Raw genomic sequence first — 26,154 nt, forward strand, 5'->3', positions numbered from 1 at the left:
CTAGTTGCGCCTAGTTGGAACGTCGCGTTAAAACTTCGTGCGCACGGTGAGCATCACGTTGCGCGGTTCGCCGTAAAAGCCCGTCTGGAACAGGCCCAGTCCCGTGAAGTACTTCTTGTCGAGCAGGTTGTTCACGTTCAGGCTGGCCGTGACGTTCCTGCTGATCTCGTAGCGGGCCAGCAGGTTGGCCAGCGCGTAGCTGCCCTGCTTGATGCGCGAATAATCGTCGATGGCGGGGTTCCAGATATTGCCGTAGTAACTGCTTTGCCAGTTGATGCCGCCACCGACGGTCAGCTTGTCCAGGCTGGCCGGCAGGCGCCACGTGCCTTGTACGCGCAGCAGGTGGGCGGGCTGCGTGGTTTGCAGCATGGTGGAAAAGACGTCCTTGCCATCCGCGTCGCGCACCTGGGTGTAGGTGTAGCCGGCGCTCAGCTTCACGTCCTTCATCACTTCGCCCGTCACTTCCATTTCCAGGCCGCGGCTGGTGACGCCGTCGATGGCCTTGTACGCTTCCTCGCCATTGACTTCGCCCACGGAGCTGGCCACATTGCTCTGGCGGATCTGGAACAGGGCGGCGCTGGCATTGACCTTGCCGTCCAAATATTCTGCCTTCACGCCCGCTTCCACTCCCTTGCCGCGCACGGGCGACAGAAAGTTGCGGTTCACGTCGCGGTTGCTCTGCGGCGCGAAGATGCTGGTGTAGCTGCCGAACACGGAATAGGTCTTGTCGATGTCATACACGACGCCCGCATATGGCGTGACGACCTTGTTTTCCTCGATGCGCGAGCGGATGCGCGCCGTGCCGGCGTCGAAGAAGCTGCGGTCCTGGTCTTGCAGGTAGTTGCTCACGCGGGCGCCGAGAATCACCGACAGCGCGTCGACGGGATGCAGGCGCACGGCGCCATACAGGCCGCTCTGGCGCGTGCGGTCGTTATCGTTGCCCAGGCGCTTGAAGGCCGGTTCCGCGTACTGGCCGCGCCAGTCGAAATAGCTGCCATCGAGGGGCGGATAGACCGATTCGTAGACGGGGCCATCCTGCTTTGCCGTCGAGGTGGAATAGCCGAACATCGCTTCGTGCTGGCGGCCGAAGGCCGTAAATGGTCCGCTGGCGTCGACGTTGACGGTGGTCTGGCGGCGGTCGCCCTTGTATTTGCCCATGAAGAAATACGTGCCTTCGCCCGTGTCGGGAGCGGGATTGCCGCCGCTGGCCGAACCGAGCACGCTGTCATGCTTGCTGCGCAGCTGGTTGGCGCTCAATTTCACCTTCCATTCATTGGCGAACGTATGTTCCAGCGACGCGAACAGCGTGGTGTTCTGCATGTCGCGGCGGCTCCAGTCCGTGGCCGGGTTCCACGAGGTGGGCATAGCGGTGCGCGTGCCGTCCGAGAACAGCACGGGGAAACCCGTCCAGGTCGAGCCGCGCGGCTTGTAATCCTGGTGCGTGAAGCCGGCCGTCAGCAGGGTGACGGGCGTGAGATCCGCCTCGACGATGCCGTAGGCGACGGCTTTCTGCTGCGTGTAGCGGTCCAGGTAGGAATGCTTGTCCTGGTAGGCGCCCACGAGGCGGCCGCGCACCGTGCGGCTGTCGTTCAGGGGGCCGGCGACATCGGCTTCGCCCCGGTAGTTGTCCCACGAGCCGGCGCCCAAGGTGGCCGAACCCTCGAAGCTGGCCGTGGGGCGCTTGCGCACCATGTTGACGGTGGCCGACGGGTCGCCCGAACCGCTCATCAAGCCCGTCGCGCCCTTCAGCACTTCGATGCGGTCGTAGATGGCCATGTCGCTGTTGGTCGTGCCCCAGTCGTACACGCCGTCGTAGATGGCCGATACGCCGTCGTACTGGAAATTGGTGACGGCAAAGCCGCGCGCCTGGAAGCTCCAGCGGTCGCTGTCGTAGTTTTGCACGCTCACGCCGTTGACGTTCTTCATGACGTCCGAGACGGCGTTGCTGTTCTGGTCATCCATTTGCTGGCGCGTGACGATGGTCAGCGACTGCGGCGTCTCGCGCTGCGTCAGGACCAGGCCAGTGGCGCCGCTGGCGGGGCCGCCCGTATAGCTGCCCGTGCCGCCCGTGACGGCGCTGCGCTCGGCTGCCGCCACCACGGTGACGCCGCTCATGACGGCCACGCCGCGGCTGTCCGCCGTGGCAGCATTCGCGCCAGCGGGGATCTTTTGCAGCAGGTAGCCGCCGTTCGGCTGCGGCACGGCTTGCAGGCCGCTGCCGGCCAGCAGCACGCGGAAACCATCGTGCACGCCATAGCTGCCTTGCAGGCCGGCGCTGCGCAAGCCTTGCGTGGCCTCGCTGGAGAACGCCAATAAAATGGCGCTGTCGCTGCCGAAGCGCGTAAGCACGTCGCCCAGCGCGCCGGCGGGAATGCTGTAGACGCGCACTTGCTGGCTTTGTGCCTGGGCCAGCGCGGGCAGGGTGAGGGCCAGGCCGATCTGCGACAGGGTGCAGGCGAGGACGGTGCGGGTCAGGAGGGAACGCGAAGCGTGATGCATGGAATAAAACCTTTCGTGGATGCGCAAGATGGAGACTGCCTGTCTTCCAAGTCACGCGAGCACGGCGAAACAGCTCACTTTGCGGAAAATATTCTTAGCGCGCCGCCAGTTCGATGCGCACCACCTGATGCCCCCAGAAGCGCGTGACGGTATTGCGCCGCAGATGCAGGCTGGCGCTGACGGCGTCGAGGATGGCACCCACGTCGGCCAGCGGATAGGAGCCGGACACGCGCAGGCCAGCGATGGCGGGCGTGCAGGCCAGCGGCTGCTCGCTGTAGCGCGACAGCTCGGCGAGGAAATCGGCCAGGCGCATGTCGCGCGCCACCAGCATGCCGTTCAGCCAGGCGCCGCCATAGGGGGCCAGCGCCTGGCGGTGCAGGCCCGCGCTGTCGAAATGGGCACTTTCGCCGGGACGCAGCACCAGGCGCTGTCCGCCATCGCCGGCCAGCACGGCGACGGCGCCTTCGAGCACGCCGGCGCTGGCATAGCCATCGTGCAGGCGTACCGTGAAACGCGTGCCCAGCGCCTGCAGCTGGCCGTGCGGCGTGTCGACGAAGAAGGGCCGCTGCACCGCATCCTTGCCGGTGGCGATGAAGATTTCGCCGGCCAGCAGCGCGATGCGCCGCCGTTCGCCGCTGTAATCGATGTCGATGGCGCTATGCGTGTTGAGCGTGAGCTGCGTGCCATCGCGCAGAGTCACCACGCGGCGCTGGTTGATGCCCGTGCGGTAGTCGGCCGTCCAGCTGCGCCACGGACCGCGGCGCTCAAACGCGTACAGCGCGGCGCCGCAAGCCAGCAGCAGGGCCAGGGTCTTGACGGCGTGGCGGCGCGGCGCATTCGCTTGCGCGCAGGCCCGCAGCAGCGTCGCATGCGTCCCGGGCGGCAGGTGTTCGTGCTGCAGTTGCAGTTGCTGCCACGCCTGCGTGGCACTGCCGGCCCGCTGCAAATGGCGTTTCACCGTGGCCAGCGAGATGCCCAGCCGGCGCGCGATATCGTCCTGCGGCAGTTCGTCGAGCTGGCGCAGCAGGAAGGCGCGCTTGACGGGCGGCGGCAAGCCATCGAGCATGCGGTCCAGTTCGAACAGCGTGGATAGCAGCAGCGCCCGTTCCTCGGGCGACGGCGTGTGCGGGGGCGGCAGTTGCGCCAGCACGTCCAGGTAAGCCTGTTCCAGCTTCTGGCGGCGGTAATGGTTGAACAGCACGCGCTGGGCCACGGTGGCGAGAAAGGCGCGCGGCTCGCGCGCGGCGACGGCGTCTTCGCGGTCGAGCAGGCGCATGAACGTGTCCTGCGCCATGTCGGCCGCGCAGGCCGTGCTGCCCAGCTTTTTGCGCAGCCAGCCCTGCAGCCAGCCGTGGTGCTCGGCATACAGTGTGGCGATGTCCTGGCGTTGTAGCGGCTCTGCCAGCGGCATCGCATTCCCCTTGCATGGCCCATCCAACGGGGCTGGGTCCTTGGTTTGAACAATAATAAGAATCATTCTCACTTATTGTAGCAAGCGGGGGCGGGGACTGTAAATGACGGGGGCGGCGGGGTGTGGTTTTTTGGGTTGGCGCTGTTGCGCCTGATTGCACCCCAAAAGCAAGATCTGGGGTCGGACCCTGAGGGGCCGACCCCGGCAGTTCAGGTGCTGGGGAGAACGGGCCAGCCCTCAATAATTCATCGGTTCGCCCCGGAAGCAGCGGATGGCCGAATCGACCATCCCCTCGGCGCTGCCCTGCAAGCTATGCTGCTTGCGCAGGTATTGCGCATCGCTCCACTGCTTGGCCACGTCCGACAGGTGTTTCAGGGCCGGCGTGCTGCCCAGCGCCTCGGCGTGCGGCTCCATCTTGCGCAGGGTGGTCATGATGTCTTCGCGCAGCGACATCGTCTCGTAGGTTTTCGGATGCGTGATGGCGCCGTCGAGGCCGAAGCGGCAGGCCTGGAAGCGGTTGTAGTTATACACGAGGTAATCGTCTTCCACCGGCGGCGCTTCCTTGCGTTCGAGCAGGTAGCGGCATAGCGCCTGCAGGTAGGCGGCCAGCGCGGCGGCGCGCTCCACCGTCAGCGGCGTGTCGCACACGCGCAGCTCGATGGTGCCGAATTCCGGCTTGGGACGGATATCCCAGTAAAAATCCTTCATGCTCTTGATGATGCCCGTGTTCTCCATCTTGGCGAAATACTCGTTGGAGAACTGGTCCCAGCTCAGGGTGAACGGCGCGCGCCCGCTCATGGGAAACGCGAACACGGAATTGAGGCGCGCCGAGTCGAACAGGGTGTCGCGTCCCTGCACGTAGGGCGAGGATGCCGACAGGGCGATGAAGTGGGGGATGTAGCGGTTCAGCGAATGCAGCAAAAACATGGCGTCGTCGCCCGAGGCGCAGCCGATGTGCACGTGCTGGCCGAAGATGGTGAACTGCTTGGCCAGGTAGCCGTACAGTTCCGAAATCTCCTGGAAGCGGGGCTTGGAAAAGATCTTTTGCGACGACCATTGCTGGAATGGGTGGGTGCCGCCGCCCGCGATGCCGATATTGAGCTTGTCGCCGGCCGTGATCAAGGTATCGCGGATTTCCTGCAGCTGCTCCAGCAGGGGGCCGTGATGCGTGTGCACGCTCGAGTTGATCTCGATCATGCTCTCGGTGATTTCCGGCGTGACGTTGCCGGGGAACGGTTTTTTGTTCAGCAGATGCAGCAGGTCGGGGCTGGCGGCCGTCAAGTCGTAGTCCGACAGGTTCACCAGTTGCAGTTCGAGTTCGACGCCGAAAGTCAGCGCGGCCGATTGGCCAAAGGGTTCCAGCGGCATTTAGCGCTCCTTGATTTCGTGGGTTTCTTTGGCCAGCATCAGCACGCGCTGCACCAGCACGGGACCGACCAGTTCCAGGCCCAGGGTGACGGCAGCCAGGGCGTTCAATTCGTCGCCGAAGTTCACGCCATGCTGGCGCGCGTGTTCGAGCAGCAGGATGATGAAGACGGAGACGGGCGTGAGCGCCACGCCCGTCAGCACGCCCTTGCGCCAGGAAATGCCGCTGACATGCGAAAACGCGGCCACGCCGACGACTTTGGTCAGCAAGCGCCCGCCGACGACGGCCAGGGCCAGGCCTGCGCCGGCCGTCACGCTGGCCCATTCCAGGGTCGAGGCGGCATACACGAACAGCAGCACCGTCAGCAGCTCGCCCAGCGCGCCGAAATTGCGCTGCGCCTGGCTGAAGGCGACGCGGCGGTGGCGCGCCACCAGGCCGAAAGTGAGCGTCGCCAGCAGCGGCGACAGGCTGGTGGTGTAGGTGAGGGCGACGAGCAGCATCACCGACAGCGCAAAGGCGACGGTGGCATCCTGCGCCATATTGCCCAGGCGGCGCAGCATGGCCGGCACGACGATGCCGAAGACGGTGCCGGCGGCCACGGAGGCGGCCAGCACGGCGGCGCTGCTGCTGCTCGCTTCGATCAGGTCGGTGGAACTCTGGAACATCCAGAAGCCGACGATGATGTTGAACGTGAAGACGGCCAGCACGCAGTTGAGCGCCGTCAGGTGGACGATGCGCTCCGTGACCTGGCCCGAGCTGCGTTCCTCGTTAATCACGCGCATGATGGTGGCGGGCGAGGTGGACATGGCCAGGGACGCCAGCAGCAGCGCCGTCATCGAGGTGGAGCCGAATTCGATGCCGATGAAGTAGACGACGGCAAAGGTCAGCAGGGACTCGACCAGGCCCGTGACGGCGATCCACGGGTTGTTCTTCAGCCAGCGCAGGTTGATGCGGTAGCCGACTTCGAAGAGGATCAGGCCGAAGGCCACGTCGGCCAGCACCAGCATGGGGCCCGCGTCCGTCTGCGGCAGCACGCCCACTTGCGTCTGCGCCAGGATGAAACCGATCACGCCATAGAAGCTGATGCGCGGCAGGCCAGTCCAGCGGTGGCCGAATTCGCCCACCACCCAGGCCAGGGTGATGGCGAACGGCCAGGACAGGTCGGCGGCGATCGAGAGGAGACTTTGCATGCTCATTCCTTTGAAATAGCGCTGGCACCGGCCGGCAGCACGGGGGCTGGCGCGGCAATGTCGTGGTGCAGCGATGGTGCATTGTTTGCGCAGAGCGATGCGCCGATTCTACCGGAGCAGAAGGCGCGCACGATGTGCGCAATCGAACAGTGTCGCGGCCATGGCGGCCGCGCACAGGATGCAGCAGGGTGGGGCAGGGCTGGTATCAGCGTATGCTACCCGCCCGCAGCGGAGATGTTCCGCACGGTAGTTCCGTGTTGCAGTGTACGACATGGCGGCCCCCTGCCGCCATGGACTTTTTGTCGTGAGTCTTTATTTACTAAGCAGACGCATGCCCCGTTCCAGCCCGTCGATCGACAGGGGGAACATGCGGTTGTTCATCAATTGCCGCATGACGCCGATGGACTGGCGGTATTGCCACAAGCCTTCGGACTCGGGATTGAGCCAGATGAATTTCGGGAACGCCTGGGTAAAGCGCGCCAGCCACGTCGATCCCGCTTCCTCGTTGTTGTATTCGACGCTGCCGCCCGGCTGCAGGATTTCATAGGGGCTCATGGTGGCGTCGCCGACGAAGATCAGCTTGGTATCGGGCGGGTACTTGCGCAGCACGTCCCAGGTGGGAAAACGCTCGGCGTTGCGGCGCCGGTTGTTCTTCCACAGGTAGTCGTAGACGCAGTTATGGAAGTAAAAGAACTCCATGTTCTTGAATTCCGTCTTCGCCGCCGAAAACAGTTCCTCGGTGCGCTCGATATGGTCGTCCATGCTGCCGCCCACGTCGAGCAGCATCAGTACCTTGATGCGGTTCTTGCGCTCGGGGCGCATCCTGATGTCCAGATAGCCCGCGTTATTGGCCGTGGCGGCGATGGTGGCATCGAGCGCCAGTTCGTCTTCCGCCCCTTCGCGCGCGAACTTGCGCAGGCGGCGCAGGGCCACCTTGATGTTGCGCGTGCCCAGTTCGCGTTCGCCGTCGTAGTCCTTGTAGCTGCGCGCTTCCCACACTTTCACGGCCGTGCGGTTGCCGCCCTTGCCGCCGATGCGGATGCCTTCCGGGTTCGTGCCGCCATTGCCGAACGGCGACGTGCCGCCCGTGCCTATCCACTTGCTGCCGCCCTCGTGGCGTTCCTTCTGTTCCTTCAGCAGCTCGTTGAGGCGGTCCATCAGCTTGTCGTAGCCGAATTTTTCCAGCTGCGCCTTCTGCTCCTCGGACAGCTCGCGCTGCATGCGCTTGAGCAGCCAGTCGAGGGGAATCGCCGCATTCGTGTCGAAGGCGGCGTTGACGCCCTTGAAGTACTGGGCAAACGCGCGGTCGAACTTGTCGAAATGGGCTTCATCCTTGACCAGGGTCAGGCGCGCCAGATAGTAAAAATCGTCCATCGACGCGTCGATGACGTTCTGTTGCAGCGCTTCGAGCAGGGTCAGGAATTCCTTGATCGAGACGGGAATCTTCGCATCCTTGAGCGTGAAGAAGAAGTCGATCAGCATGGCACTTCCTCTGTCCCTTCGCCGCCCGCGCGGGGCAGCGCGGCGATCGGGCGCTGCGCCAGCTTGTAGCGCAGGTGGGCCGCGATCTCGGGCCACTCGCCCCGCGTGATGCTGTACATGACCGTGTCGCGCACGGTGCCGTCGCGGCGCAGTGCATGGTGGCGCAGCACGCCATCCTTTTTCGCGCCCAGGCGTTCGATGGCCGCCTGCGAGGCATGGTTGAAATTATCGGTGCGAAAACCCACCAGGGCGCAGCCGAGGGTGTCGAAGGCGTGCGCCAGCAGCAGCAATTTGCAGGTAGTGTTGACGTGGCTGCGCTGGCAGCGCTTCGCATACCAGGTGTAGCCGATTTCCAGGCGTCCGATGGCTGGCACGACGTCGTGGTAGCTGGTGGTGCCGAGCACTTCGCCGCTGGCCGCATCGACGACGGCAAAGGCGAAGCGCGCGGGGCGCATCTCGATGCCCTTGAAGATGTACTGGTCCACCTGGTCCGGCTCGGGCACGGAGGTGACGCGCAGGTTCCACAGCGCGCCGTCCGCGGCTGCCGCGCGCAAGCCGGGCGCATGGTGCGGCGCCAGCGCTTCGAGGCGGATGCCGTGCAGTTCCAGGGGCGCGAAGACCTTGTCCGGGCTGATGTCGTTCACCGGCGCTCCTTAGCGGCTGGTGCGCGACATGAACATCAGGCGCTCGAACAGGTGCACGTCCTGCTCGTTTTTCAGCAGCGCGCCGTGCAGCGGCGGCACGACGGCCTTGTTGTCCTTGCTGCGCAAGGCTTCGGCCGGGATGTCTTCGGCCAGCAGGAGCTTGAGCCAGTCGAGGAATTCCGACGTCGACGGTTTTTTCTTCAGGCCCGGCACGTCGCGCACTTCATAGAAGGTTTGCAGCGCCTGGGCCAGCAATTCCTGTTTCAGGTGCGGGTAGTGGACGGCGACGATCTGCTCCATCGTGTCCTTGTCCGGGAATTTGATGTAATGGAAGAAGCAGCGGCGCAGGAAGGCGTCCGGCAATTCCTTCTCGTTGTTCGAGGTGATGATGACGAGCGGACGGTGGCGCGCCGTGACCATTTCGCGCGTTTCGTAGACATAGAACTCCATGCGGTCCAGTTCGCGCAGCAGGTCGTTGGGGAACTCGATGTCGGCCTTGTCGATTTCATCGATCAGCAGCACCACCGGCTCGGGCGCCGTGAAGGCCTGCCACAGCACGCCCTTGACGATGTAGTTCTGGATGTCGCGCACGCGCTCGTCGCCCAGCTGCGAATCGCGCAGGCGCGAGACGGCGTCGTATTCGTACAGGCCCTGCTGCGCCTTGGTGGTCGATTTGATATGCCATTGCATCAGCGGCATGTTCAGCGCGGCGGCCACTTCCTCGGCCAGCATGGTCTTGCCCGTACCCGGCTCGCCCTTGATCAGCAGCGGGCGCTGCAGGGTCAGCGCCGCATTCACGGCCAGTTTCAGGTCGGCGGTGGCGACGTAGCTGTCGGAACCTTCGAAGCGTAGGCCTTGCTGGGGGGGCTTTGCTTGCATGAGCGGTCTGCCAAAGTAGGGAAACGGTGAGTATAAACAGAACTGTGGCGCACTGCCACGTGGACGGCCTGTGCCTGCCTGCCTACAATGCGGGTTTTATAGGTGGACTTGCAAGAATATCTTGGCTAGAATCGGCAAGTAGCAGCTTAATTGGCAACCTTAATTGTCAATACATAAGATCAAAAAAAACCAGCTCTGGCGTTTCTCCGATTACCTCTGTTCACTTTGCCACTATGAAAAAAATATTTGCACTTCTCGTGCTTGCCGGCATAGCAAATGCCGTCACAGCGGCTGACATTGTAGGAAACGCCAAGGCAGCCGCTGCCAAGGTGGAAATGTGTATCGGTTGCCACGGCATCCCCGGTTACAAGGCAACCTTCCCCGAAGTGTTCCAGGTGCCGATGATCGGCGGCCAGCCGGCAAAATATATCGAGAATGCGCTGCAAGCCTACAAGAAGGGCGACCGCAAGCACCCCAGCATGAAGGGCATCGCCAGCAGCCTGTCGGACCAGGATATCGCCGATGTCGCCGCGTATTATGCGCAACAAGCCAAGCCGAACTGAGGACCAGCCAGATGAAAACATTACTCGCCGCCCTCGTTTGCGCCACCGTCTCGTTCGGCGCCAGCGCCGCCGGCAATATCAACACGGGCAAGGCCCTGGCCGAAAAATACAGCTGCGCCACCTGCCACGGCAAGGATTACGGTTCGCCCATCGACCCTTCCTACCCCAAGCTGGCGGGCCAGCACCGGGACTACCTGGAACACGCCTTGACGGCGTACAAACGGGGCGACAAGGCCAACGGCCGCAACAACGCCATCATGACGGGCCAGGTGAAACCGCTGAGCAACCAGGACATCAAGGACCTGGCCGCCTACCTGCACAGCCTGCCGACGACCCTGGTCATCCACCGCTGAGCGGTATCGCAGGGTCTATTAGTTGTTCTGATACCTGACAAAAGCGTAGCGAGCGGAAGGGAGAGGCGGCCGAGACGCGGAACTGTGCTGAAGCACAGTGAGCATCGCAGCTTGCCTATACCGACGCGCAGTAGGTTTGGTTAGGTGTTCTTCAGCCCCACCCGGCGCGCCAGCTTGTGCAGGTTGCTGGCGTCCAGCCCCAGCTGCCGCGCGGCGGCGGCCCAGTTATCCTGATGCAGCAGCAGCGCTTGCCGGATGGCCTGGCGCTGGCTCGCTTCCACGATCTGATGCATGGACAGCAGCGGCGCCGCCGGCGTGCCGCACGCTGCCGGTTCCGGCAGTAGCGCGCCTGCGCCGGCCGGCGTCTCCAGCGCATCGAGGTCGAGCATATCCGTTTCCAGGGTCACGATGTCCTTGCGGTCCGCGCCGCGGATCACGGCTTTCAGCGCGGCCCGGCTGATCACATGTTCGAGTTCGCGCACGTTGCCCGGCCAGCGGTATTGGCACAAGGCGTTTTCCGCCGCGGCGGACAGGCGCAGGCTGCGCAGGCCCAGGCGCGCGCGGTTCAGTTCCAGGAAACCGCCCGCCAGCAGCAGCACGTCATTGCCCCGCTCGCGCAGCGGCGGAATCGGCACGGGATACACGGACAAGCGGTGATACAGGTCGGCGCGGAACGAGCCGTCGCGCACATGCTCGCGCAGGCTGCGGTTGGTGGCGGCGATCACGCGCACGTTGACCCGGCGCGGCCGGTCCGCGCCCAGGCGCTGGATTTCGCCATTTTGCAGGGTACGCAGCAGCTTGGCCTGTATCGACAGGGGCAACTCGCCCACTTCATCGAGGAACAGGGTGCCCCCTTCTGCCGCCTCGAAGCGCCCGGGCCGGTCGCTGACGGCGCCGGAAAACGCGCCCCGCACATGGCCGAACAATTCGCTCTCGGCCAGCGATTCCGGCAAGGCCGCGCAATTGACGTGGATCAGGGGCTTGCCCGCGCGGCGCGACAGGCGGTGCAGCCGGTGCGCGCACAGCTCCTTGCCCACGCCCGTTTCGCCCAGCAGCAGCACGGGCAGTTCGGAATCGGCCACCACCTGCAGCTCGTGCAGCAGCTGCGTGATGGCGCTGCTCTGGCCCACGAAGTCGTGTTCCTCGCGCGGCGCCTGCGCATCGGCCAGCATGGCGCCGCCCGACAGGCGCAGCGCGCGGATTTCCGTTTCCAGCCGCGTCACGCGCACGGCTGCCTCGATGGCGCAGGCCAGTTCGCCCAGCTCGCGCTGCGCCTGCCCGTCGAAGGTGCCCACCTGCAGCGCGTCGAGCGTGATGACGCCCCAGCGTTCGCCCTCCAGGTCCAGCGCCATGCCCATGCAGTCGTGCACGGGCAGCGGCTCGCCGGCCCGCTCGGCGATCAGGCCGTCATACGGATCGGGCAGGGAACTGTCGTGATGGAAGCACAGCACGCCGCGCCGCCGCAGGATGGCGGCCAGGCGCGGATGGTCGGCGACGGCGAAGCGGCGCCCCAGCGCATCGCTGGCCAGGCCGGCCATCGCCACGGGACGCAGGTGCTCGCCGTCGAGCTTGAGCAAGGCCACGGCCTCGCAGCCAAAATGGGCGCGCAGGCTGCCCACCAGCCGTTGCAGGCGCACGGCCACGGGCAGGTCGGCAACCAGGTCGGCGAGCAGCAGCAGGTGGATGGCGGTGACGGTCATAAGTACCATGCAGGGTACAACGGACCACGGTCAACCACGGTCATTACGACCGTGCATTTTTCAAATCGTTGATTTAAAACAAGTTTTTCCTGGCACACGGTTTGCCTAGGTAAGGGGGCCGAACCGGCATACAAGACCAAGGAAAGCTTGATGAAAACGACTCCCTCCCTCCGCGCCATTGCCGCCGCCGTCTGCGTCCTGGCATTCCCCCTGTCCGTCCAGGCCGAAGCGACCGCCCATGCGGCGTCCAAGGCAGGCGTGGCTGCCCCAGCCACGCTCAAGCGCTATGAGCTGCAAACCAATATCGTCGACGGCAAGATGGTGTTCATCGACGCCAAGGGCCAGGTCAATCCCGTGCTGGCGGCGAATGTGGGCGACACGGTCGAACTCGTGCTGAAAAGCGGCGAAGGCGCCGAGCACGACCTGCTGATCCCGGAACTCAACGTGGCGTCGGCCAAGTTCAGCGCCAATAGCGGCAGCACCAGCGTGCGCTTCAAGGTGACGCGCGCCGGCACGTTTACCTATTACTGCTCGATTCCCGGCCACCGGCAGATCGGCATGGAAGGCAAGCTGCTCGTGGGCGGCACTTCGCTGGCCGAAGCGGGAGCGCCGAAGGCTGCTGGCGCCGGCGCGGCCAGCGAATCGGGCCAGGCCGCCGCGCTGGCCCTGTACACGCCCGCGCCGTCGCCGATGCGCGGCCCCGATCCTTCGGCCGTCAGCGTGGCGGCCAATCCGGCCTCCGTGCCCGCCGCCATCGGCACGCGCGCGCCGCAAACCCTGAAATACCGCATGGAGACGGTGGAACTGCCGGGCAAGCTCGATGACGGCACCAGTTTTACGTACTGGACCTTCAACCGGCAAGTGCCCGGCCCCATGCTGCGCGCGAAGGTGGGCGACACGGTGGAGCTGACCCTGTTCAACGCGAAGGACAGCAAGATGATCCACTCGATCGACTTGCACGCGGTGACGGGCGGCCATGGCGGCGGACAGCACACGCAGGTGGCGCCGGGGCAGGAAAAAACCGTCACCTTCAAGGCGCTCAATCCCGGCCTGTTCGTGTACCACTGCGCCACGCCGCTGGTGCCGCAGCATATCGCGGCCGGCATGTACGGCATGATCCTGGTCGAGCCGGAAGGCGGCTTGTCGAAGGTGGACCGCGAGTACTACGTGATGCAGGGCGAGATGTACACGGGTCGTCCGCACGGCGCGCCCGTGCACCAGGAACCGAACCTGGAAAAGATGGCCAATGAACTGCCCGACTATTACGTCTTCAACGGCGAAGTGGGCGCCCTGAGCAAGACGCATAAATTGCAGGCGAAGGTCGGCGAGACGGTGCGCATCTATTTCGGCGTGGGCGGCCCGAACAAGATTTCATCGTTCCACATCATCGGCGAGATCTTCGACAAGGTGTACAGCGAAGGCTCCATCAGCAGCCCGAAACACGACGTGCAAACGACGCTCGTGGCGCCGGGCGGCGCCACCATCGTCGAACTCGAGGTGCAGCACCCGGGCAGCTATCTGCTGGTCGACCATGCGCTGTCGCGCGCCGGCAAGGGCGCCGTGGGCGTGCTGGAAGTGACGGGCGAAGCCGTGCCCGGCGTCTACCACGCGGGCGCGGTGCAATAAATTTAGCTATTCATCCTCAAGGAACTGTTATGGAAATGATCGACCTGTCCCTGGGCCAGCTGGCCCGCCGCATCCCCGGCGCCACGCGCCTGTTCGATGCGCACCGCCTGGATTTCTGCTGCGGCGGCAACAAGACCCTGCGCGCGGCGGCCGAAGCGGCCGGCGTGGATGCGGCCCCCATCGTCGAAGAATTGCGGCTGCTGGCCGGGCGCGCGGATGCCAGCGGCGAGCGCGACTGGCAGGAAGCCTCGGCCACGGAGCTGGTGGAACACCTGCTGGCGCGCTACCACGCCGTGCACCGCGAGCAGCTGCCCGAGCTGATACGCCTGGCACGCAAGGTCGAGCAGGTGCATGGCGGCCGCGCCGACTGTCCGCACGGGCTGGCGGAACACCTGTCGGCCATGGCGCAGGAACTGGAAAGCCATATGCGCAAGGAAGAAGACGTGCTGTTCCCCATGATCGTGCGCGGGCAGGGCCCGCGGGCGGGCGCGCCCATCAATGTGATGCGCATGGAGCATGACGACCATGGCGTGGCCCTGCGCGCGCTGGAAGACATGACGAACGGGATCACCGCGCCGGCCGGCGCCTGCACCACCTGGCGCGCGCTGTACACGGGACTGCGCACCTTCCGCGAAGACCTGATGGCGCACATCCATACCGAAAACAATATCCTGTTCGAGCGCTTTGCGCCGGCCGCGGTGCACTGACAAAGGAAAGACCCATGGGTCCCTACAAAAAACTCTGGTTCACCCTGATCGGTGTGCTGATCGTGACGTTTTCGCTGCTCGGCTACTACGGCACGGAAGTGTATCGGCAGGCGCCGCCCATCCCCGCGCAAGTGCTGGCGCCCGATGGCCGGCAGCTGTTCGACCGCGAGGGCATCCTCGACGGCCAGACGGCCTGGCAATCCGTGGGCGGCATGCAGCTGGGCTCCATCTGGGGCCACGGCGCCTACCAGGCGCCCGACTGGACGGCCGACTGGCTGCACCGCGAACTGACGGCCTGGCTGGAACTGGCCGCGCAGGAGCAGCATGGCAAGGCGTACGGGGCGCTCGACGGCCCCGCGCAGGCGGCGCTGCGCGAAGCGCTCAAGCTGGAATACCGGGGCAACCGGACCGACGAGGCGCAAGTGCTGCGCCTGTCGCCGCGCCGCGTGCAGGCCATCGCCAGCACGGCGCGCTATTACGACCAGCTGTTCTCCGACGCGCCGGCCCTGCACGCCAGCCGCGAGCATTTCGCCATGAAGGAAAACACCTTGCCCAGCGCCGCGCGGCGCGCGCAGATGACGCAGTTCTTCTTCTGGACGGCGTGGGCCGCCGCCACCGAGCGTCCGGGCCAGAAAGTGACCTATACGAACAACTGGCCGCATGAACCGCTGATCGGCAACCAGCCCAGCGGCGAAAACCTCGTCTGGTCGGTGGCCAGCGTGGTGGTGCTGCTGGCGGGCGTGGGCTTCCTCGTGTGGGGCTGGGCCTTTTTGCGCGACCACGACGACGCGCTGCCGGCCGCCGGTCCGCGCGACCCGTTGACGGCGTTTGCCCTCACGCCCTCGCAGCGGGGATTGGGCAAATACCTGTTCCTGGTGGCGGCCCTGTTCATCTTCCAGGTCTTCATCGGCGGCTTTACGGCGCACTACACGGTGGAAGGGCAGCAGTTCTACGGCATCGACGTGTCGCGCTGGTTCCCGTATGCGCTCACGCGCACCTGGCATATCCAGGCCGCGCTGTTCTGGATCGCCACGGGCTTCCTGGCCGCCGGCCTGTTCCTGGCGCCCCTGATCAATGGCGGCAAGGACCCCAAGTGGCAGCGCCTGGGTGTCGACGTGCTGTTCTGGGCGCTGGTGCTGGTCGTCGCCGGCTCCTTCATCGGCAACTACCTGGCGATTGCGCAAGTGATGCCGCCCGAGTGGAATTTCTGGCTGGGCCACCAGGGCTATGAATATGTGGACCTGGGCCGTCTGTGGCAGATCGGCAAATTCGCCGGCATCCTGCTGTGGCTGGTATTGATGCTGCGCGGCGTGGTGCCGGCCTTGCGCCAGCCGGGCGGCGACAAGAACCTGCTGGCGCTGCTGACGGCATCCGTGGGCGCCATCGGCCTGTTCTACGGCGCCGGCCTGTTCTATGGCGAACGCACGCATTTATCGGTGATGGAATACTGGCGCTGGTGGGTGGTGCACCTGTGGGTGGAAGGCTTCTTTGAAGTCTTCGCCACCACGGCGCTGGCCTTCATCTTCTCGACCCTGGGCCTGGTGTCGGTGCGCATGGCCACGACGGCCAGCCTGGCGTCGGCCTCGCTGTTCATGCTGGGCGGCATTCCTGGCACCTTCCACCACCTGTACTTTGCCGGCACCACCACGCCCGTGATGGCCATCGGCGCGAGCTTCAGCGCGCTGGAAGTGGTGCCGCTGATCGTGCTGGGCCATGAGGCGTGGGAAAACTGGCGCCTGAAGGAGCGCGCGCCATGGATGGAAAACCTGCGCTGGCCGCTGATGTGCTTTGTCGCCGTCGCTTTCTGGAACATGCTGGGCGCAGGCGTGCTGGGCTTCATGATCAATCCACCCGTGGCCCTGTACTATATCCAGGGCCTCAACACGACCCCCGTGCATGCGCATGCGGCGCTGTTCGGCGTGTACGGCTTCCTGGCGCTGGGCTTTACCTTGCTGGTGCTGCGCTACCTGCGGCCAGACTGCCGCTTCAGTCCTGCGTTGATGAAGACGGCGTTCTGGGGCTTGAACGGGGGGCTGGCGCTGATGATCTTTACCAGCTTGCTGCCGATTGGCATCATCCAGTTCCATGCCAGCGTGACGGAAGGCCTGTGGCATGCGCGCAGCGAGGCATTCATGCAGCAGCCGCTGCTGCAAAACCTGCGCTGGATACGCACCTTCGGCGACGTGGTGTTCATCGTCGGCGCCATCGCCATGGCGTTGCAGGTGGTGCTGGGGTTGCTGGAAAGAGGGCCTGCACAGGCCTTGCCTCAGCGCATGAAGGAGGCAGTAAAACCGATGTGAGGTAGTACTGGCACAACACCTGGCAAAACTGTAGCGAGCGGCAGCGATTTGTGGCTAAGAAGCGCAACCGTACTCTAGTACGGTGAGCATCGCAGGCCGCAAAGCGCGACGCGCAGTAGGTTTTGACAGGTGTTCCTACCGGCGGCGCACGCAGTCGATATACGCATCCGTATCGGGCGGCAAGCCCGAGCGCTGCGAAGCCCAGATCATCTGGCCCAGGCATTCCATCACTTCGTGCTGGGCCGCATGGGCCGAATCGAGGCGCTGCGTGAGTTGCTGCACGGCGGGGCGGATGCCGCGCGGCTGGTCGACCTGCACCTGCTCCGTGATCGACAGATGCATGGACAGGTGCAAAAACGGGTTCGCCTGTCCCCCTTCGACGGAGTAGTCGCGCGCCAGCGCCGCTTCGACGTCGGAGAGCTCGTTTTCATATTCGGGGTGTTCGAGGATCCAGTCGAGCGCGATCGCTTCCATCGGCGTGAGGATTTCATGGGCGCGGTGCTTGCGTAATGTTTCACAAAAGAAACGGCGCACATCGTCGGAAGAAGGGTTGAACATGGCTGAATGACTATGGCTAAAGGGCAGCCGGCATTGTACCGCGTACGTCGGCGCAGGGCATCGGGGATGCCCTTTTTGCCGTCCGGCGCCCGCTTCCATGACCCGATAGTCACCGTCATTTAATACCCTGCAGTAAGTATTATCCACTACCGCCGCAGCCCGGCAGCGCCAAATAACGGTGATAAAATCGCCGTTCTTGATATTTGCACTGGACATGACGGCGATTTCATTGCCGGTTTTTCAGCCGACAACGATGTCCGCGCTGTCCATTGCCCGCACCTTTGCCACCTGATCTTGCTCTCGGGATATCCCGGAGCGTGGCAGCATGCCTATCACCATCGACATGGACCTGTCCGGCCGCCCTGGCGTGCCGGAGGCCAGGCTGTTTTTCGTCCGATATGCCGGTAGCCGCGATGCTCCGCCACGGTGGCGCGCAAGAATCACCCTTCAGTATCCAAACATGGAGTTACGAATGCGTAAATCGCTATTACTTTTGATGTCGTGCCTGATCCTGGCGGCATGTGACAAGACCCCTCCGGCCTCGTCCGAAAAACCGGTCGACGTGCTGCTGGTCGGCGCCGGCACCATGAGCGCCACCCTGGGCAGCATGCTCAAGGAACTCGACCCGTCGCTGACGATGGAAATGTACGAGCGCCTCGATTCCGTGGCCGCCGAAAGCTCGGACGCGATGAACAACGCGGGCACGGGCCACTCGGCATTTGCCGAACTGAACTACACGCCGGAAGGGGCCGATGGCAGCATCGAGACCAAGAAAGCCGTCGAGATCAACGAGCAATTCGAAATTTCCAAGCAATTCTGGGCTTACCAGGTGGCCAACAAGCACCTGGGCGCGCCGCAGACGTTCATCAACAACGTGCCGCACATGAGCTTTGTGTGGGGCGATGCCAATATTGCTTTCTTGCATAAGCGCTATGAAGCGCTGCAAAAGCAAAACTTGTTCAAAGGCATGCTGTACTCGGAAGACCAGGCGCAGATCGCGCAATGGGCGCCGCTGGTCATGCAAGGCCGCGACAAGGGCCAGAAAGTGGCGGCAACGCGCATGGAAATCGGTACCGACGTCAATTTCGGCAACCTCACGCGCGGCCTCGTCAAATACCTGACGGACAGCCATGGCATGGCCTTGCACCTGCGTCACCAGGTGGAAGACATCCAGCGCGGCGCCGATGGCGTGTGGAACGTCAAGGTGAAAAACCTGGCCGATGGCAAGGAAAAGAATGTGCGCGCCAAGTTCGTCTTCATCGGCGCGGGCGGCGGTTCGCTGCCGCTGCTGGAAAAATCGGGCATTCCGGAAGCCAAGGGCTACGGCGGCGTGCCGGTCGGCGGCCAATGGCTGGTGACGACCAACCCGGAACTGGTGGCAGCGCATGCTGCCAAGGTGTACGGCAAGGCGTCCGTCGGTTCGCCGCCGATGTCCGTGCCGCATCTGGACACGCGCATCATCGATGGCAAGAAAGCCCTGCTGTTCGGCCCGTTTGCCACGTTCTCGACCAAGTTCCTGAAAAACGGTTCGTGGATCGACTTGCCGGCCTCGATCGGCAGCGGCAACGTCAAGCCCATGCTGCAGGCAGGCTATGACAATATTCCACTGACGAAATATCTGGTCCAGCAAGTGATGAACACGCCGGAAGACCGCCTGGCAACCTTGCGCGAATATCTGCCGAACGCCAAGATGGAAGACTGGACCTTGCAGAATGCGGGCCAGCGCGTGCAGATCGTCAAGGATGACCCGGTCAAAGGCGGCTTGCTGCAGTTCGGCACGGAAGTCGTCGGCGCCGCCGATGGCAGCATCGTTGCCTTGCTGGGCGCCTCGCCAGGCGCCTCGACTGCGCCGCCGATCATGATCAAGGTGCTGCAGACGGCATTCAAGAGCCGCCTGGCGACGCCGGAATGGCAGGCGAAGATGGTGGAAATGGTGCCGTCGTACGGCCAAAAGCTGAACGGCGATCCGGCCCTGGCCAACAAGATCCGCCACTACAGCAGCGGCATCCTGGGCTTGAAGGCGTTCACGCTCGACGTACCGCCTGCGCCTGCGGCAAACTAAGCAAGACTGACCGGCAGGGGAGTTTCCTGCCGGAATGAAAAAAAGGGGCAGCCTGTTCAGGCTGCCCCTTTTGCGTGGGAGAGTGCGTTCATGGTACGGCGGACTACTCCTTGCCCGGCAAGATCAGCTCGGGCGTGCGTCCTTCGGCGGCGGGGCCGTCGCAAGGCTTGGCCGCCGCGCCGCCATCCTGTGCCCGTGGCGCATGGGGCTGGCGCAGGTAGCGCGCCGTATGGCGGTGCTGCTGCTGTGCGTTGCCATGCACGGGCCAGGTCAGGAAGCGGGACAGCTCCTGCAAGGCGCGCTGGTACACATCGCGTTTAAATTCAATGACGACATCGAGCGGGACCCAGTACTCATGCCAGCGCCAGGCGTCGAACTCGGGATGGTCGGTCAGGCGCAGATTGACGTCGTTATCGCGCGCGCACATTCTCAGCAGAAACCAAATCTGCTTCTGGCCACGGTAGTGGCCGCGAATCTCGCGCTTGATGAAGTGGTCTGGCACTTCATAGCGCAGCCAGTCGCGGGTGCGGCCGACAATTTTGACGTGTTCCTGTCTGAGTCCGATTTCCTCTTCAAGTTCGCGAAACATGGCTTGTTCCGGTGTTTCGCCATATTTGATACCGCCTTGCGGAAACTGCCATGAGTGCTCGCGCACCCGCTTGCCCCACCACACCTCGTTCTGGGCGTTTAGCAGGATGATGCCGACGTTGGGCCGAAACCCTTCACGGTCGAGCATAATGCACCTCAAACTTTCTGCGACAGTGCGTCTTTTTTTACATAATTACCCACAACTTCGCAAGCCGGCCACCTTTTCGGGGTGCGAAAAGCGCCGGAATCGCACCAATTGAGCGCATTTGTGTAAAGTATGGACGCATCAGCCAGCTAATCCTTTAAAATTAGGTTGATTATAACCCTCTCTTTTTAAAAAGAATTCACCGTTATGCGCGCCTCCCGTTTTTTTATTTCCACACTTAAAGATGCACCTTCTGACGCGGAAATCGTCAGCCACCAATTGATGATGCGTGCAGGCATGATCAAACGCCTCGGTTCCGGCATCTATACCTACATGCCGATGGGCTTGCGCGTGATCCGCAAGGTGGAAGCCATCATCCGTGACGAGATGAACAAAGCCGCCGGTATCGAACTGCTGATGCCGCTCGTGCAGCCGGCCGAACTGTGGCAGGAGACGGGCCGCTGGACCAAGATGGGCGACGAACTGATGCGCGTGAAAGACCGCCACGGCCGCGAATACGCGATCCAGCCCACGTCGGAAGAAGTCATCACGGACGTCGTGCGCACGGAAATCAAGTCCTACCGCCAGCTGCCGCTGAACTTTTATCATATCCAGACCAAGTTCCGCGACGAGCGCCGCCCCCGCTTCGGCCTGATGCGCGGCCGCGAATTCACCATGAAGGACGCGTACTCGTTCGACCGCGACCTGGCCGGCATGCAAGCGTCGTACAAGGTCATGTTTGACGCCTACACGCGCATCTTCACGCGCTTCGGCCTGAAATTCCGCGCCGTGGCAGCCGACAACGGCGCCATCGGCGGTTCCGGTTCGCACGAATTCCACGTCATCGCCCACACGGGCGAAGACGCGCTCGTGTACTGCCCGACGTCCGATTACGCGGCCAACATGGAAGCGGCCGAAGCGCTGCCGCCAGCGGGCGAGCGCCCGGCCGCCGCCCAGGCACTGACGAAAACGGCCACGCCGGACACCGTCAAGTGCGAAACCGTGGCTGCCCTGCTCGGTATCGACCTGGCGCAGACCGTGAAAACCATCGCCCTGACGGTGGAAACGACGGGCAAGGACGAGAAAGTCACGAAACAGCACTTCATGCTGCTGCTGCGCGGCGACCATGAGCTGAACGACATCAAGGTGGGCAAGGTTGCCGGCCTGGCCGGCCACCGTTTCTCGACGGAAGCGGAAATCCTGGAAGTCTACGGCACCATCCCTGGCTACCTGGGCCCGATTGCTACCCGCGCCCCCGTCACCGTGGTGGCGGACCGCACGGTTGCGCACATGAGCGACTTCGTCTGCGGCGCGAATGAGGCCGGTTTCCACTACACGGGCGCCAACTGGGGCCGTGACGTGGCCGAGCCTGCCATCGTGGCCGACTTGCGCAATGTCGTCGCCGGCGACGCGTCGCCGGACGGCCAGGGCGCGCTGGCCATCGAGCGCGGCATCGAAGTGGGCCACGTGTTCCAGCTGGGCACGGCGTACTCGGAAAGCATGAAAGCCACCTTCCTCGACGAAAACGGCAAGCCGGCGCCGCTGCAGATGGGCTGCTACGGCATCGGCGTGACGCGCATTCTGGGCGCCGCCATCGAACAGAACTTTGACGACAAGGGCATCATCTGGCCCGCATCCATCGCGCCGTTTGAAGTCGTGCTGTGCCCGATGGGCATGGACCGCAGCGAACTGGTCAAGGAAGAGACGGAGAAGCTGTACGCGGCCCTGCAAGGCGCTGGCGTCGATGTCATCGTCGACGACCGCGGCCTGCGTCCCGGCGCCATGTTCGCGGACTGGGAACTGATTGGCGTGCCGCACCGCATCGTCATCGGCGAACGGGGCCTGAAAGAAGGCAAGCTGGAATACCAGGGCCGCCGCGACGCGGAAGCCACCGGTGTGGCGCCGGACGCGATCGTCGCCTTCATCCAGGGCCAAATGGCGCAGTGAAGCGCCTATCGGTAAGCAAGGCGGCCGGCGCGCTCGCGCTGGCCGCCGGCCTGGCCTGCGCCTCCCCGGCGCAGGCCGGCAACCAGAAAGAGGAGGCGCTGGCCGACTCCGTCCGCCTGGCCCTGTCGCACGCGATCCGCGACGAGCGCCCGCCGCAACCCAAGTTTGCCACCCCTGCCGACCTGCAGCGCTACCAGCAATGGCTGGCGCAGATGTCGCAACGCCTGCAGCGCAAGCTGCCGGATGCGCAGCTGCGCACGGAATTCCTGGAAACCGTCTGGTACGAAGCGCGCCGCGCGGGCCTGGAGCCGGCCCTGGTGCTGGGCCTGATCCAGGTCGAGTCGGCCTACCGCAAATACGCCGTCTCGCTGGCCGGCGCGCGCGGCTACATGCAGGTGATGCCATTCTGGACGGGCGTCATCGGCGACAGCGACCGCAGCAAGCTGTTCCACATGCAGACGAATCTGCGCTATGGCTGCGCGATCCTGCGCATGTACCTGGATATGGAAAAGGGCGATCTATACCTGGCGCTGGGGCGCTACAACGGCAGCCGGGGACGGGCCGAGTATCCGAATGCCGTGCGGGCGGCGTGGAGGCAGTGGGAGTTCAAGCCGGGTGGGTGACGCAGGGCCGGGGTCAGACCCCCTCGACCGTTAGCGCAAGCCCCTGAGTTGGAGGCATTGAGGGTCTGACCCCAGCTGTCGGGTTTAGGGGCAAGGTAACGTTACCTTGGACCACAGGTAAGGGCCGGGGTCAGACCCGACAGGGGCTGACCCCAAAAAAATGCCCCGCTCGCAGTGATGCGGCGGGGCACTCGCTCGGTGTTAGCCGGCGCATAGCTGATTATTTCAAATGATCGGAGATCAGTTTCGTCATTTCAAACATGGAGACTTGGGCTTTGCCGCCGAAAACAGCTTTCAGCTTGTCGTCCGCATTGATCATGCGGCGGTTGGCCGGATCTTGCAGATCGAGTTTTTTGATGTAATCCCATACCTTTTTGGTCACTTCCGTGCGCGGCAGTGGTGCTGCGCCAACAACGGCGGCCAGATCTTTCGATGGCGTCATTGCTTTCATGAATGCTGCGTTTGGTTTGCGTGGTGTTGCCGGTGCTGCCGCTTTCTTTGCCGCTGCTGGTTTAGCTGCTGCTTTGGCTGCGGGTGCTGCTTTCTTGGCGGCTGCAGGCTTGGCTGCTGCTGCTTTGGCTGGCGCTGCTACTGGGGTTTTTTTGGCTGTTGCCATCTTCGAGCCTCCTTAACAAACACATGGGAAATTGCGCAATTAATCGCACGGCTAATATTGGTGTGGATTTACCTTGTATGCAAGTGTTTTTCACGTTTTCACGAGGAAAAAGCAGGGAAATGACGCGCCTGTCTCCCGGGCGCACCGCTTGGGGGCGCGGAACGGCGTTTTTACCCGTAAATGGCATGCTTGCTGACTGTGCGGGGAGGGGCACTGCGGGGGAGGGAAGAGTGATGCCGGACACATGAAAATGCAATCCGGCATTATTTAGAACGATGTTTTTAGCCTATCGAGTTTTAACACGCGGCTTAATGAAGGCCTTCAAAATCACAGCGAGCGGATGGTATTTGTGGCCGAGAAGCGCAACCGTACTTTAGTACGGTGAGCATCGCCGGCCGCAAAGCGCCCCGCGCAGCGGATTTTGAAGCCTTCCACTACCTCATGCCAGGCATCATGCCCTTCATGGAACGCATCATCTTCATCATGCCGCCGCCCGACAATTTCTTCATCATCGTCTGCATTTGCTCGAATTGCGTCAGCATGCGGTTCACTTCCTGCACCTGCACGCCGGCGCCGGCGGCGATGCGGCGCTTGCGCGTGGCCTTGATCAGTTCAGGCTTGGCGCGTTCCTGCGGCGTCATCGAATCGATGATGCCGCACATGCGGCGCACCTGTTTATCCGCCTGATCCATGTTCTTGCCGCCTGCCGCCTGCTGGAACTGGGCCGGCAGCTTGTCCATCAGGTTGGCCATGCCGCCCATTTTCTTCATCTGCCCCAGCTGCGCCTTGAAGTCGTTCATGTCGAACTTGCCGCCGACCTTGATTTTCTGCGCCAGGTCGGCTGCCGCCTTGCTGTCGACGCCCTTGCGCGCCTCTTCCACCAGGGCGAGGATGTCGCCCATGCCGAGGATGCGGTTGGCCATGCGGGTCGGGTCGAACGCTTCCAGGCCGTCGAGTTTTTCCGACACGCCGGCAAACTTGATCGGCTTGCCCGTGATGTGGCGCACGGACAGGGCCGCGCCGCCGCGCGCGTCACCGTCGAGCTTGGTCAGCACGATACCCGTCAGCGGCAGCGTGTCATTGAAGGCCTTGGCCGTATTGATGGCGTCCTGGCCCAGCATGGCGTCGACGACAAACAGGGTTTCGATCGGTTTCACGGCGCCGTGGACGGCGGCGATTTCGCGCATCATCTCTTCGTCGATGCCCAGACGGCCCGCCGTATCGATGATCAGCACGTCGTGGTAATGCTTTTTCGCCCAGTCCAGCGCGGCCAGCGCGATATCGACGGGCTTGTCCGTGCTGGTGGACGGGAAGAAGTCGGCGCCTACCTGGGCCGTGACCGATTGCAGCTGGGCGATCGCGGCAGGGCGGTACACGTCGGCCGAGACGGTCAATACCTTCTTCTTCTTTTCTTCCTTCAGATACTTTGCCAGCTTGCCGACGGTGGTGGTCTTGCCCACACCCTGCAGACCGGCCATCAGGATGATGGCGGGCGGCTGCTGGGCAAAGCTGATCTGCGACGCTTCCGGTCCCAGGTCGGCGCCCATCAGGGCGGCCAGCTCGCGCTGCACCACGCCCACCAGGGCCTGGCCTGGCGTGAGCGAGGAAATGACATCCTCGCCCATGGCTTTTTCTTTGACTTTGGCGATGAATTCGCGCACGGCGGGCAGGGCGACGTCGGCTTCGAGCAGCGCCAGGCGCACTTCGCGCAGCATGTCGGCGGTGTTCGCTTCGGTCAGGCGCGCCTCGCCGCGCATGGTCTTGACGACTTTGGCAAGCCGTTGGGTGAGATTATCTAGCATGATGAACCTGCAATGAAAAGCTTGGGAGTGGGCGGCGCTAAGAGTCTACGCCAGCAGGAGATGCCTGCATCTGCTGGGGGAGGCCCTAAACCGGACGATGGGCGCCATTTTACCCCATCGCGGGGCCCTGGCGGTCCCACGCTGCACGGCCTGGCGGTTGGCCTGCTTTTGAATTAGTTGGTATTTCTGGCAATGCCACGATTGCACGAAAGCCAAAAACACGGTTAAAATGAGAATAATTCTTATTTACATTCGCAGGCGCGCCGCGCTTGACGGGAAAGGGATGCCATGTCGGCCGCCGATTTTGCCCAGCAACAGGACTTGCACGCGCTCTACAGCAGCCATCACGGCTGGCTGCAGGGCTGGCTGCGGCATAAGCTGGGCAATGCGGGCGAAGCGGCGGACCTGGCGCAAGACACTTTTATCAGCGTGCTGAGCAACGGCACGGCGCCGCAGATCCGCGAAGCGCGGCCTTTCCTGGCCACCATCGCGCGGCGGCTGGTGGCGCACCGCTACCGCCGGCAAGTGCTGGAAGACGCCTATCTGGCGGCGCTGTCCTGTTTGCCGCCCGAGGCGGCGCCCGCGCCGGAAGCGCGTTTGTTGGCGCTGGAAGCCTTGCAGGAAATCGACACGGCCCTCGATGGCTTGCCGGGTCCCGTGCGCACGGCGTTCTTGCTGGCGCAGCTCGAAGGCCTCAGCTATGCCGAGATCGCCGCGCGGCTGCAGGTGTCGGCCAGCTCGGTCAAGCAATACCTGACGCGCGCCAACCGCCAGGTATTTTTCTCCCTGCCGGCATGAGCACGGCGGGCGGAGCTGCGGTCCCGGCGGCCATCCGCGACGAGGTGCAGCAGCAGGCGGCCGAGTGGCTGACCATATTGATGTCGGGCGAAGCCAGCGAAGCGGAATACGCCGCCTGGCAGCGCTGGCGCGGCGCCGACCCCGAACATGAACGGGCCTGGCAGCATATCGAAGCCGTCACGCAGCGCTACAAAGGCGTGTACCGCGACGGCGCGCAGCGCACGGCGGCCGCGCAGGCGCTGGCCAGTGCCGGGCCGCCCGCCAGCGGCAAGCGGCGCCAGTTGCTGGCGTGGCT

At 63.8% G+C, this 26,154-nt stretch carries 22 protein-coding genes and 1 pseudogene; 10 read left to right on the top strand and 13 right to left on the bottom strand.

Translation table 11 applies throughout. The annotated features are described in order from the left end of the window. Positions 1–27 precede the first annotated feature (27 nt). The 8 genes and pseudogenes from GCN74_RS02090 to GCN74_RS02120 all read right to left on the bottom strand — a co-directional run bounded on the left by GCN74_RS02090 (position 28) and on the right by GCN74_RS02120 (position 9,471). Positions 28–2,499: a TonB-dependent siderophore receptor gene (locus GCN74_RS02090; protein WP_152255104.1), complete on the bottom strand. Its 2,472-nt coding sequence runs from the start codon at positions 2,497–2,499 to the stop codon at positions 28–30. A 94-nt stretch (positions 2,500–2,593) separates the two neighbouring features. Further along, positions 2,594–3,445, bottom strand: coding sequence for a FecR family protein (locus GCN74_RS29130; RefSeq protein ID WP_226938824.1), 852 nt, complete (start codon positions 3,443–3,445; stop codon positions 2,594–2,596). Further along, positions 3,428–3,910, bottom strand: a pseudogene (locus GCN74_RS29135) (sigma-70 family RNA polymerase sigma factor); the annotation flags it as partial. The gene GCN74_RS29130 and the pseudogene GCN74_RS29135, both read right to left, overlap by 18 nt. A 237-nt stretch (positions 3,911–4,147) precedes the next feature. Continuing rightward, a complete protein-coding gene (locus GCN74_RS02100; protein ID WP_101482803.1) occupies positions 4,148–5,278 on the bottom strand; it encodes a YbdK family carboxylate-amine ligase in 1,131 nt (376 codons plus the stop codon). Then, complete coding sequence (locus GCN74_RS02105) at positions 5,279–6,466, bottom strand: cation:proton antiporter (protein ID WP_193316932.1); 1,188 nt, start codon at positions 6,464–6,466, stop codon at positions 5,279–5,281. A 312-nt stretch (positions 6,467–6,778) separates the two neighbouring features. Then, positions 6,779–7,948: a vWA domain-containing protein gene (locus tag GCN74_RS02110; RefSeq protein WP_152255107.1), complete on the bottom strand. Its 1,170-nt coding sequence runs from the start codon at positions 7,946–7,948 to the stop codon at positions 6,779–6,781. Further along, complete coding sequence (locus GCN74_RS02115; protein WP_152255108.1) at positions 7,942–8,592, bottom strand: GNAT family N-acetyltransferase; 651 nt, start codon at positions 8,590–8,592, stop codon at positions 7,942–7,944. The genes GCN74_RS02110 and GCN74_RS02115 overlap by 7 nt, the downstream gene beginning before the upstream one ends. A gap of 9 nt (positions 8,593–8,601) precedes the next feature. Continuing rightward, complete coding sequence (locus GCN74_RS02120) at positions 8,602–9,471, bottom strand: AAA family ATPase (protein WP_152255109.1); 870 nt, start codon at positions 9,469–9,471, stop codon at positions 8,602–8,604. A gap of 233 nt (positions 9,472–9,704) precedes the next feature. On the opposite strand from GCN74_RS02120, the gene GCN74_RS02125 reads away from it, so the two are divergent. Further along, positions 9,705–10,034, top strand: coding sequence for a c-type cytochrome (locus tag GCN74_RS02125; protein ID WP_077408527.1), 330 nt, complete (start codon positions 9,705–9,707; stop codon positions 10,032–10,034). Positions 10,035–10,045: 11 nt separating this feature from the next. Beyond that, a complete protein-coding gene (locus GCN74_RS02130; RefSeq protein ID WP_152255110.1) occupies positions 10,046–10,387 on the top strand; it encodes a c-type cytochrome in 342 nt (113 codons plus the stop codon). A gap of 140 nt (positions 10,388–10,527) precedes the next feature. Here GCN74_RS02130 and norR read toward each other — a convergent pair whose 3' ends face one another. Beyond that, the gene (norR, locus tag GCN74_RS02135) at positions 10,528–12,087 is read right to left on the bottom strand and encodes a nitric oxide reductase transcriptional regulator NorR (protein WP_152255111.1); all 1,560 of its coding nucleotides are present in this window, start codon (positions 12,085–12,087) and stop codon (positions 10,528–10,530) included. Between the two features lie 150 nt (positions 12,088–12,237). Between norR and nirK the strand changes: the two genes are divergently transcribed. Genes nirK through GCN74_RS02150 form a run of 3 tightly spaced genes read left to right on the top strand, consistent with a single transcriptional unit; the run spans position 12,238 to position 16,720 of the window. After that, on the top strand, positions 12,238–13,713 hold the full coding sequence (gene nirK, locus GCN74_RS02140) for a copper-containing nitrite reductase (RefSeq protein ID WP_152255112.1): 1,476 nt from the start codon (positions 12,238–12,240) through the stop codon (positions 13,711–13,713). Between the two features lie 29 nt (positions 13,714–13,742). Beyond that, positions 13,743–14,420 carry an iron-sulfur cluster repair protein YtfE gene (gene ytfE, locus GCN74_RS02145; RefSeq protein WP_152255113.1) on the top strand — a complete coding sequence of 226 codons (678 nt, stop codon included), beginning with the start codon at positions 13,743–13,745 and terminating at the stop codon, positions 14,418–14,420. A 14-nt stretch (positions 14,421–14,434) separates the two neighbouring features. Beyond that, positions 14,435–16,720 (top strand): nitric-oxide reductase large subunit, encoded by a 2,286-nt coding sequence (locus tag GCN74_RS02150; RefSeq protein ID WP_152255114.1) that lies wholly within the window; start codon positions 14,435–14,437, stop codon positions 16,718–16,720. Positions 16,721–16,855: 135 nt separating this feature from the next. On the opposite strand, the gene GCN74_RS02155 is transcribed toward GCN74_RS02150, so the two are convergent. After that, a complete protein-coding gene (locus GCN74_RS02155; protein WP_034780276.1) occupies positions 16,856–17,278 on the bottom strand; it encodes a DUF1841 family protein in 423 nt (140 codons plus the stop codon). Positions 17,279–17,750: 472 nt separating this feature from the next. Here GCN74_RS02155 and mqo point away from each other — a divergent pair, with 472 nt between their 5' ends. Further along, positions 17,751–19,340, top strand: coding sequence for a malate dehydrogenase (quinone) (gene mqo, locus GCN74_RS02160; protein ID WP_226938817.1), 1,590 nt, complete (start codon positions 17,751–17,753; stop codon positions 19,338–19,340). Between the two features lie 103 nt (positions 19,341–19,443). On the opposite strand, the gene GCN74_RS02165 is transcribed toward mqo, so the two are convergent. Continuing rightward, positions 19,444–20,076 carry an RNA pyrophosphohydrolase gene (locus GCN74_RS02165; protein WP_152255115.1) on the bottom strand — a complete coding sequence of 211 codons (633 nt, stop codon included), beginning with the start codon at positions 20,074–20,076 and terminating at the stop codon, positions 19,444–19,446. A gap of 204 nt (positions 20,077–20,280) precedes the next feature. On the opposite strand from GCN74_RS02165, the gene GCN74_RS02170 reads away from it, so the two are divergent. Both GCN74_RS02170 and GCN74_RS02175 read left to right on the top strand, forming a co-directional pair. Beyond that, a complete protein-coding gene (locus GCN74_RS02170; protein WP_152255116.1) occupies positions 20,281–22,020 on the top strand; it encodes a proline--tRNA ligase in 1,740 nt (579 codons plus the stop codon). Next, the gene (locus tag GCN74_RS02175; RefSeq protein ID WP_152255117.1) at positions 22,017–22,643 is read left to right on the top strand and encodes a lytic transglycosylase domain-containing protein; all 627 of its coding nucleotides are present in this window, start codon (positions 22,017–22,019) and stop codon (positions 22,641–22,643) included. Before GCN74_RS02170 ends, GCN74_RS02175 begins: the two co-directional genes overlap by 4 nt. Positions 22,644–22,863: 220 nt before the next feature. On the opposite strand, the gene GCN74_RS02180 is transcribed toward GCN74_RS02175, so the two are convergent. Both GCN74_RS02180 and ffh read right to left on the bottom strand, forming a co-directional pair. After that, a complete protein-coding gene (locus GCN74_RS02180; RefSeq protein WP_071650146.1) occupies positions 22,864–23,259 on the bottom strand; it encodes an SWIB/MDM2 domain-containing protein in 396 nt (131 codons plus the stop codon). Positions 23,260–23,693: 434 nt separating this feature from the next. Next, complete coding sequence (ffh, locus tag GCN74_RS02185; RefSeq protein WP_152255118.1) at positions 23,694–25,061, bottom strand: signal recognition particle protein; 1,368 nt, start codon at positions 25,059–25,061, stop codon at positions 23,694–23,696. A 288-nt stretch (positions 25,062–25,349) separates the two neighbouring features. Between ffh and GCN74_RS02190 the strand changes: the two genes are divergently transcribed. Beyond that, positions 25,350–25,859, top strand: coding sequence for a sigma-70 family RNA polymerase sigma factor (locus tag GCN74_RS02190; RefSeq protein ID WP_152255119.1), 510 nt, complete (start codon positions 25,350–25,352; stop codon positions 25,857–25,859). Then, positions 25,856–26,154: FecR/PupR family sigma factor regulator (locus GCN74_RS02195; protein WP_152255120.1), on the top strand; the 299-nt coding region annotated here is incomplete at its 3' end. The genes GCN74_RS02190 and GCN74_RS02195, both read left to right, overlap by 4 nt.

Origin of the sequence: Janthinobacterium sp. FT14W (assembly GCF_009208755.1) — a bacterium.
GTDB classification, from domain to species: Bacteria; Pseudomonadota; Gammaproteobacteria; order Burkholderiales; family Burkholderiaceae_D; genus Janthinobacterium; species Janthinobacterium violaceinigrum.

Bases quoted from the DNA above. Each gene is read 5' to 3' on its own strand.
- GCN74_RS02090 (WP_152255104.1), bottom strand. From the start codon at position 2,499: ATGCATCACGCTTCGCGTTCCCTCCTGACCCGCACCGTCCTCGCCTGC.
- GCN74_RS02100 (WP_101482803.1), bottom strand. From the start codon at position 5,278: ATGCCGCTGGAACCCTTTGGCCAATCGGCCGCGCTGACTTTCGGCGTC.
- GCN74_RS02105 (WP_193316932.1), bottom strand. From the start codon at position 6,466: ATGCAAAGTCTCCTCTCGATCGCCGCCGACCTGTCCTGGCCGTTCGCC.
- GCN74_RS02110 (WP_152255107.1), bottom strand. From the start codon at position 7,948: ATGCTGATCGACTTCTTCTTCACGCTCAAGGATGCGAAGATTCCCGTC.
- GCN74_RS02120 (WP_152255109.1), bottom strand. From the start codon at position 9,471: ATGCAAGCAAAGCCCCCCCAGCAAGGCCTACGCTTCGAAGGTTCCGAC.
- GCN74_RS02125 (WP_077408527.1), top strand. From the start codon at position 9,705: ATGAAAAAAATATTTGCACTTCTCGTGCTTGCCGGCATAGCAAATGCC.
- GCN74_RS02130 (WP_152255110.1), top strand. From the start codon at position 10,046: ATGAAAACATTACTCGCCGCCCTCGTTTGCGCCACCGTCTCGTTCGGC.
- norR (WP_152255111.1), bottom strand. From the start codon at position 12,087: ATGACCGTCACCGCCATCCACCTGCTGCTGCTCGCCGACCTGGTTGCC.
- nirK (WP_152255112.1), top strand. From the start codon at position 12,238: ATGAAAACGACTCCCTCCCTCCGCGCCATTGCCGCCGCCGTCTGCGTC.
- ytfE (WP_152255113.1), top strand. From the start codon at position 13,743: ATGGAAATGATCGACCTGTCCCTGGGCCAGCTGGCCCGCCGCATCCCC.
- GCN74_RS02150 (WP_152255114.1), top strand. From the start codon at position 14,435: ATGGGTCCCTACAAAAAACTCTGGTTCACCCTGATCGGTGTGCTGATC.
- GCN74_RS02155 (WP_034780276.1), bottom strand. From the start codon at position 17,278: ATGTTCAACCCTTCTTCCGACGATGTGCGCCGTTTCTTTTGTGAAACA.
- mqo (WP_226938817.1), top strand. From the start codon at position 17,751: ATGCGTAAATCGCTATTACTTTTGATGTCGTGCCTGATCCTGGCGGCA.
- GCN74_RS02165 (WP_152255115.1), bottom strand. From the start codon at position 20,076: ATGCTCGACCGTGAAGGGTTTCGGCCCAACGTCGGCATCATCCTGCTA.
- GCN74_RS02170 (WP_152255116.1), top strand. From the start codon at position 20,281: ATGCGCGCCTCCCGTTTTTTTATTTCCACACTTAAAGATGCACCTTCT.
- GCN74_RS02180 (WP_071650146.1), bottom strand. From the start codon at position 23,259: ATGGCAACAGCCAAAAAAACCCCAGTAGCAGCGCCAGCCAAAGCAGCA.
- ffh (WP_152255118.1), bottom strand. From the start codon at position 25,061: ATGCTAGATAATCTCACCCAACGGCTTGCCAAAGTCGTCAAGACCATG.
- GCN74_RS02190 (WP_152255119.1), top strand. From the start codon at position 25,350: ATGTCGGCCGCCGATTTTGCCCAGCAACAGGACTTGCACGCGCTCTAC.